The sequence below is a fragment of the Nocardia wallacei genome (assembly GCF_029868745.1).
Lineage (GTDB): Bacteria > Actinomycetota > Actinomycetes > Mycobacteriales > Mycobacteriaceae > Nocardia > Nocardia wallacei_B.
Genome location: NZ_JARWOP010000342.1, coordinates 1 through 6,531 on the forward strand (window position 1 = coordinate 1; position 6,531 = coordinate 6,531).

The 6,531-nt window shown below is 71.0% G+C and carries 6 protein-coding genes and 1 pseudogene; 1 reads left to right on the forward strand and 6 read right to left on the reverse strand.

Going from position 1 to position 6,531, the window contains the following annotated elements:
- Positions 1–291, forward strand: a pseudogene (locus tag QH470_RS31665) (hypothetical protein); the annotation flags it as partial.
- Between the two features lie 12 nt (positions 292–303).
- Here QH470_RS31665 and QH470_RS31670 read toward each other — a convergent pair.
- From QH470_RS31670 to QH470_RS31695, 6 genes are all read right to left on the reverse strand, one after another.
- Positions 304–1,053 (reverse strand): glutamine amidotransferase, encoded by a 750-nt coding sequence (locus QH470_RS31670; protein ID WP_280276047.1) that lies wholly within the window; start codon positions 1,051–1,053, stop codon positions 304–306.
- Positions 1,054–1,219: 166 nt separating this feature from the next.
- Positions 1,220–1,975, reverse strand: a complete 756-nt coding sequence (locus QH470_RS31675) for a GAF and ANTAR domain-containing protein (protein WP_280276048.1) — start codon at positions 1,973–1,975, stop codon at positions 1,220–1,222.
- Between the two features lie 37 nt (positions 1,976–2,012).
- Positions 2,013–2,903, reverse strand: coding sequence for a GAF and ANTAR domain-containing protein (locus tag QH470_RS31680; protein WP_280276049.1), 891 nt, complete (start codon positions 2,901–2,903; stop codon positions 2,013–2,015).
- 50 nt (positions 2,904–2,953) lie between these two features.
- The gene (locus tag QH470_RS31685; RefSeq protein WP_280276050.1) at positions 2,954–4,828 is read right to left on the reverse strand and encodes a CheR family methyltransferase; all 1,875 of its coding nucleotides are present in this window, start codon (positions 4,826–4,828) and stop codon (positions 2,954–2,956) included.
- The gene (locus QH470_RS31690; protein WP_280276051.1) at positions 4,825–5,442 is read right to left on the reverse strand and encodes a chemotaxis protein CheB; all 618 of its coding nucleotides are present in this window, start codon (positions 5,440–5,442) and stop codon (positions 4,825–4,827) included. Before QH470_RS31690 ends, QH470_RS31685 begins: the two co-directional genes overlap by 4 nt.
- Before the next feature lie 193 nt (positions 5,443–5,635).
- Entirely contained in the window at positions 5,636–6,427 is a 792-nt protein-coding gene (locus QH470_RS31695) for an alpha/beta hydrolase (RefSeq protein ID WP_280276052.1), read from the reverse strand.
- Positions 6,428–6,531: the final 104 nt, after the last annotated feature.

Genomic DNA, 6,531 nt, shown 5'->3' on the forward strand with positions numbered 1-6,531 from the left:
CTCCTACCCCCCCCCCCCCCCGCGGCCCTCCCCCCCCCCCCCGCGGCGCGGCCCCCCCCGCGGCCCGCGGCCCGCCCCACCCCCCCGCCGCCCCCCCCCGCCCCGCGCCGGGGGGGGGGCCCCCCCCCCCCCCCCCCCCACGACCAGGTGATGACCGCCGAGGGCTCGCGTATCTTCCTGGACCAGCAGGCCGCGGCGTTCCTCGACGACAAGATCCTCGATGCCGGCGTGGACGGCAACGGGCAGAGCAGCTTCGTGCTGGGAACCCAGGGCGCACCGGCGGCCGAATAAGGCTGCCGCGCTTCAGTTTCCGAGCCGGTCGTCGCCGTAGCGGGTGACGAACCGGCGCAGAATTTCACCGGGCGCCGTGATCGTCTCGCGGTGGCCCAGCGCTATCAGGTAGTCGGCCTCGTCCGGGTCGAAATATCCCGCATGCCGGTATGTTTCGATACGCAGGGCGAGGCCGTCGCCGTCCAGTTCGGGATGGAACTGGGTGGCGTAGACGTGCCGGCCGGCGCGCACCATCTGCACCGGGCAGCCGGGTGAGGTGCCCAGCAGTACCGCGCCGGGCGGGACGTCCTGGCAGGATTCCTTGTGGCCGACGAACGCGCGGAACGAGCGCGGCAGGCCCTGCAGCAGCGGATCGGCCGCCGCGTCCGGGGTCAGTTCGATGGTCTGGGCGCCGACGGTCTCGGCGTAGCGCTCGCGGCCGACGCGGCCGCCGAGGACGTCGGCGAGGATACCCAGTCCATAGCAGGCGCCCAGGTAGGGGAAGTCGCGGCGGACGATCTCGGCGATCAGTTCGCGCAGGGTCGGCTCGAACCGCCGCTGGTACTCGTATTTATGGTCATCGGGGTTGCTGACGTTGCTGGGTCCGCCGCCGACGATCACGGCGGCGAACTCGTCGAGTTCCAGCTCGGGCAGCCCGCGGTCCATCTGGATGCGCACCAGCCGGCCCGGGGCCAGTCCGGAGATGCGTTCGACGGCTCGGAACTCGTCGTCGGCCGCGGAGTGTTCGGGCCGCAGCTGCAACAGCAGGAACGGTAGGGGCATGTCTGCGATTATCGGACGCGGGCGGGTTCAGGCCGCGGTGTCCACGCCGGTGGTGATCTTCGGGAAGGGGCTGGTTCCAGCTGGTAGGCGAGCGCCAGTCCGCGGCCTTCGACCAGGCCGATCGGCGGGAGCGTGAGGTGGGGCCGGAAGCACAGGGTCGCGCCGGCTAGCGCAGGCGCCCGGAGTGCCGCCGGGCCGGTACGGGCTCGTCGAAGTGCGCGGTGACCGGGGTGGCGCCGTCGATCGACCGCACCAGATCGGCGGCCACGGCGGCCAGTTTGACGTTGCGGCGGTTGGACACGGTGCGCAGGATGCCGAAGGCGCTGTCGCGGTCGCAATTGTGCTGGCCCATGAGGATTCCCACCGCCTGATCGATGACCGACCGCGAGCCCAGCGCGGCGCGCAGCTGGTCGGTCAGGGCGCTCTGGCGGTTGGCGTCGATCGCCAGTTGCAGCAGCACGCTGAGGTGGCCGGCGATCAAGGTGACCGTGTCCCGCGCGGCCGGGTCCACGCCGCCGCGCTCTCGTCCGTAGACGCTCAGTGTGCCGATCACGTCGTCGTCGCTGGACAGCGGCCAGACGTCGTGGGAGCGCAGGCCGTGGGCGAGCAGCCGCGCGGCGTAGCCGGGCCAGCGCGGTTCGTCGGCCAGGTCCGGCACCGACACCGGCCGGGCGGTGCGGACGGCGGTCTGGTACGGGCCCGGTTCGTCGACGTGGCGGGACTCTTCGGGCAGCAGCGCGGTCGCCGCCGCGCAGCCGCCGCTCACGGTGGTGTCCGAGACCAGCGTCACCCCGATCAGGGGGCTGTCCGGCAGCATGGCGGCGACGATGTCGGCGATGTCCTGCGGGCGGGCGAGGATGGTGTCGTCGGCGAGCAGCAGCCCGGTCAGTTGTGCCACTCCCGTGGCCAGTTCGTCGGTCATCGGGCGCCTCCCGGAATGCGTGGATCGGACTCGGAGATCAGCACAGCAGGTACCTCTCTTCCACGATGCGGCGCGCCAGTTCCGGCAGCGGTACGCCTTCGGCGAAGGCGCGCGCCCGGATCAGCAGCAGTGCGGTGTCGACCGAACACGAGCTCTGCACCGCGACCATGCCGACGGCCTGGTTCACGGTGGCCCAGTAGTCCGCGTCGTCGTACAGCGCCCCGCGCGGCGTGACGCCGTCGGTGTCGGTGCGGTCGGTGTGTAGCAGTACCTCGTTGGCCAGGACGTCGGCGAGGTGGCCGGCGGCCGGGACGGCGGTCTCGGGCAGCCGGGCGTGCTCGGAGTAGGCGCACAGCGCGCCCAGCCGGCCGGGGCCGGCCGCCAGCGGAACGGCCAGCACCGATCGGATCCCGAGATCCCATGCGGCGCTACCGTATTCGGGCCACCGGTCGGTCAGTTCGGCTTCGCCGACGAGGACGTAGTCCAGTCCGCCCAAGACGTCGCGGGACGGGCCGCACCCGACGGTGGCCTCGAGGTCGTAGGCGGCGCGCGAGCGGGCGTCGGAGGCGGCGGTGAGCACTTCCTGCCATTGCTCGTCGAACAGGATCACCGCGGCGCTGTCCAGGCCCAGATCGTCGGCGACCGCCGACATGAACGGCGGCCGCTCCGCCTCGGCGCCCTCGTCGGACCAGCGCTGCAGGCGCTGGTTGTGCAGCCGGTAGAGCCGGGCGCAGGCGCGGTGGCGCCGCTCCATCTGGCGGTGCAGGGCGGCCATCCGTTCCCGGAACGGCCGCATGGACTCCGGCGGCTGCCCCGACTGGAGTTCGTAACGCGCCGCGACGGCGGCGGCGCGATCGGCACGCTGCATTTCCCGCAGGTAGTTACGCCACTCGTGCGCGTCGTCGTGCGGAGGCGTACCGGACGACATCCGCTCAGCCTAGTCCTGTCCGTGTCGGGCCGCGACAACTCCCGCGTACATTAATTTCCTTGCGCCCCAGGGGTAATCGCCGGGGATTCCTCCATGAGCAGCACTACGGCGTCGCGCAGGCCGTCCATAGGGGTACACGTCACCGAGCAGGTGATCGAGCGGCCGATGCGGTTGACGGCCGGAACGTCGACCGCGGCGGTGCGTTTTCCGGTCCGCAGGCAGTCGGCGATGGCGTCGTGCACCGACTCGGTCGGCAGGCCGAAGTCCAGGACGGCGAAGTACTGCTGGTAGACCTCTTCGGCGCGCAGGCCCCACAGTTCCTCGGCGCCGCGGTTCCAGCTGCGCACCCGCTGCTCACCATCGAGCACGACCACTCCGGCGGCGATACTGGACAGGATGCCCTCGAGGAATGCGCGCGTCTCGTCCAGCTCGCTGCTGCGGATGCGCATCTCCTCGTTCATCGTCTCGAGTTCTTCGTTGCCGGACTGGAGTTCCTCGTTGGTGGTTTCGAGTTCCTCGTTGGTGGACTGGAGTTCCTCGTTGGTGGTCTCGAGTTCCTCGATGCTGGATTGCAGTTCTTCGTTGGTGGTTTCGAGTTCCTCGTTGGTGGACTGGAGTTCCTCGTAGGCGGTCTCGAGTTCCTCGCGCTTGACCTTCACCTCGTGCGAGAGCCGGGTGGCGACGGTGGTGTCGACGAAGGTGATGACCACACCCGTGTGGGGGCCGTTGCCGTTCCACATCGGCTGCACGTGCACGTCGAAGTACTGCGGGTCCTCGGGGCCGAGCCGGCGTTCCACGGAGTTGACGCGGATGCTGCGGTGCTCGGCGAGGGCCTGGTCGATCAGCGAGCGCAGTTCGATGGGGCGGTAGGACAGTTCGAGGTCGCTGAGCGGGCGGCCGACGTCGTGCGGGGTCAGTCCGAACTGGTTGCGCATCTGGGCGTTGAGGACGGTCACCTTCCCTTCGGTGTCGAGCCCCACGGCCGCGAACGGCGCGGATTCCAGCGCCAGTTCGGTGAGCAGCCGGCGCTTCACGAAGCCCTGCACCTCCTCGCCGAGACCGATGTCCAGCCGCGGCTGGCCGGGGGTGTGCATGGCGCCGGTTTCCCCGGCGCGGCGGCGGAAGATCCGCTGGCGCATGTTGGCGACCTCGAAACGTTCGCCGTCCGACAGCAGCATCTCGGCCTTGCCCAGGAACAGGAATCCGCCTTCGCGCAGCGCGAAATGGAAGCGGTCCAGGATCTGGGTCTGGGCCTCGACGTTGAAATACATCAGGGTGTTGCGGCAGATCAGCAGGTCCAGCCGCGAGATGGGGGCGTCGCGGGTGATGTCGTGGCGGCCGAAGATCACCCGGCGGCGCAGGTCCTGGCGGAAGACGAACTTGTCGCCGTTGGGCTCGAAGTAGCGGTCGCGCAGTTCCTCCGACAGCGGTTCGAGCGCCTTGGCGCTGTACATGCCGGTGCGGGCGTCGCGCAACGCCTCCTCGTCGACGTCAGTGCCGTAGATCTTGACCCGTTCGACGGACTCGTCGATGCCCAGCACCTCGGCCAGCGCGATCGCCAGCGAGTACGCTTCCTCGCCGCTCGAGCAGCCGGCGCTCCAGATACGGATCTCCTGGCCGGGTTCGAGCCCGGCGAGCAGTTCGGGCAGGACCTCCCGTTGCAGGAAGTGCCACGCCTCGATGTCGCGGAAGAAGCTGGTGACGTTGATGAGGATGGTGTTGAACAGCGAGCGGAACTCGTCGGCGTTGGTTTCCAGGTAGTCGCGGTAGTCGCCGTAGTCGCCGATGCGCACCTCGGTCATCCGTTTGCGGATGCGCCGGGCCAGCGAGGAGCGCTTGTATCCGGTGAAGTCGAAACCGCGGGAGTCGCGGATGAACAGCAGCAGGTCTTCCAGGGCCGCGTCGGCCTCGGTGCGATCGGTCATGACGCCGTCCGCTCCACCAGGCCGCGGATCACGCCCGCGATCTCGGCCAGCGACAGCACGAAGTCGCTCGCGCCGGCCCGGATCGCCGCCTCGGGCATGCCGGTGAACTCCGCTTCCTGGGGATCCTGCACGATCACCGTGCCGCCGCGGGATTTCACCGCGCTCGCGCCCATCGCGCCGTCGCTGCCCGAACCGGTGAGCACGCACGCGATCGCGCCGCGGCCGTAGGCACCCGCGACGGATTCGAACAGCAGATCCGCCGAGGGCCGGACGAAGTGGACGAGTTCGCTGCTCGACAGCGCGAGCCGGCCACCGGCCCCGACCAGCAGGTGGAAGTTCGGCGGGGCGATGTAGACGACGCCGGGTTCGACGTGCTCGTCGGCGGCCGCGAGCCGCACGGGCAGCGCGGTCCGGCGGCCCAGGACGTCGGCGAGAATGGTCTCGTGGCGGGGGTCCAGATGCTGCACCACCAGCACCGGTACCGGGAAATGCGCGGGCAGCCCGCCCAGCACCCGGCTGAGCGCGGTGATGCCGCCCGCCGACGACGCGATCGCCACGATCTCGAAGTCGCCGCCCGGCGCCGCGTCGGCGGGCCGGTCGCCCGCGACGGTCATGTCGAAACTGTGCCGCGGCAGGCGAACCGGCGGCGGGGAGCGGAAGATTCGAGCACAGGGTCAGCCTAGCGGTAGTGCGCCGCCGATCCGGCACGCGGCGGCGCGGCGCGGCGCGCCCGCCGACCGGCTTCGCGGAAAGCGCGGAATGCCAAGCCCGCCAAGGGGTTCGGGCACGAACGGGGCGCGGAGCCGCTCACAGCCCGAGCGCCGTAGCGAACATCGGCCACGAGTTGCGCAGATCCTGCTGCCAGTAGCCCCACGAGTGGGTGCCGTTCGGGCGCAGATCGACGGTGGCGGGAATGTTCAACTCCCGCAACCGATCTCGCACCTGCAGGGTGCAGCGTCCGGCCACCGCGTCGAGCAGTCCGCCGATGACGAGCTGGTCGAGCAGCGTCGCCGGGTTGTCGTGGATGCCGGGCCCGCCGAGGGTGTCCAGCGGGCCGGGCGCGCCGTTGCCCGAGGCCAGGTAGACCGCGGTGCCGCGCAGTTCCTCGGCGTGCAGGTAGGGGTCGTTGGCCGCCCACGCGGGGTCGGTCGGCGGTCCCCACATGTTCAGCGTGTTGCCCTGGGTACCGGTGACGATGGTGTCGACCATGACCTGGCCGAAGGGGTCGCTGGTGCGGGCGCAGCCGCTGTAGGAGCCGAGCGCGCGGAACACCCCGGGCGCGGCGATGGCCAGTTGCAGCACCGCGATGCTCGCCATCGACGGACCGGCGATGGCGTTGGCGCCGGTGCCGGCGAAGGCGGAGTCGATCACGGCGGGCAGTTCGCGGGCCAGGAACGTGGTCCAGCGCTGCCGCCCGTGCACAGGGTCGTCGGCGCGCCAGTCGCTGAAGAAACTGCCCGCCCCGCCGACCGGCATCACCACGGTCACCTGCCGGTCGGCGAAGAACTCCACGGCGTCGGTCTGGGTGAACCAGTTCTTGCCCGCGCGCCAGTCGCCGGAGCCGGCGCCGCCGTCGAAACCGTTGAGCAGATACAGCACCGGCGCGGGGGGCCGCGGGGGGGGGGGCGGGGGGGCCCCCCCCCCCCCCCCGCGGGCCCCCCATCGCCGCGGAGTGCACCGTCAGCTCGACCACGCGGCCGGGA

Bases quoted from the DNA above. Each gene is read 5' to 3' on its own strand.
- QH470_RS31685 (WP_280276050.1), bottom strand. From the start codon at position 4,828: ATGACCGATCGCACCGAGGCCGACGCGGCCCTGGAAGACCTGCTGCTG.
- QH470_RS31690 (WP_280276051.1), bottom strand. From the start codon at position 5,442: ATGACCGTCGCGGGCGACCGGCCCGCCGACGCGGCGCCGGGCGGCGAC.
- QH470_RS31680 (WP_280276049.1), bottom strand. From the start codon at position 2,903: ATGTCGTCCGGTACGCCTCCGCACGACGACGCGCACGAGTGGCGTAAC.
- QH470_RS31670 (WP_280276047.1), bottom strand. From the start codon at position 1,053: ATGCCCCTACCGTTCCTGCTGTTGCAGCTGCGGCCCGAACACTCCGCG.
- QH470_RS31675 (WP_280276048.1), bottom strand. From the start codon at position 1,975: ATGACCGACGAACTGGCCACGGGAGTGGCACAACTGACCGGGCTGCTG.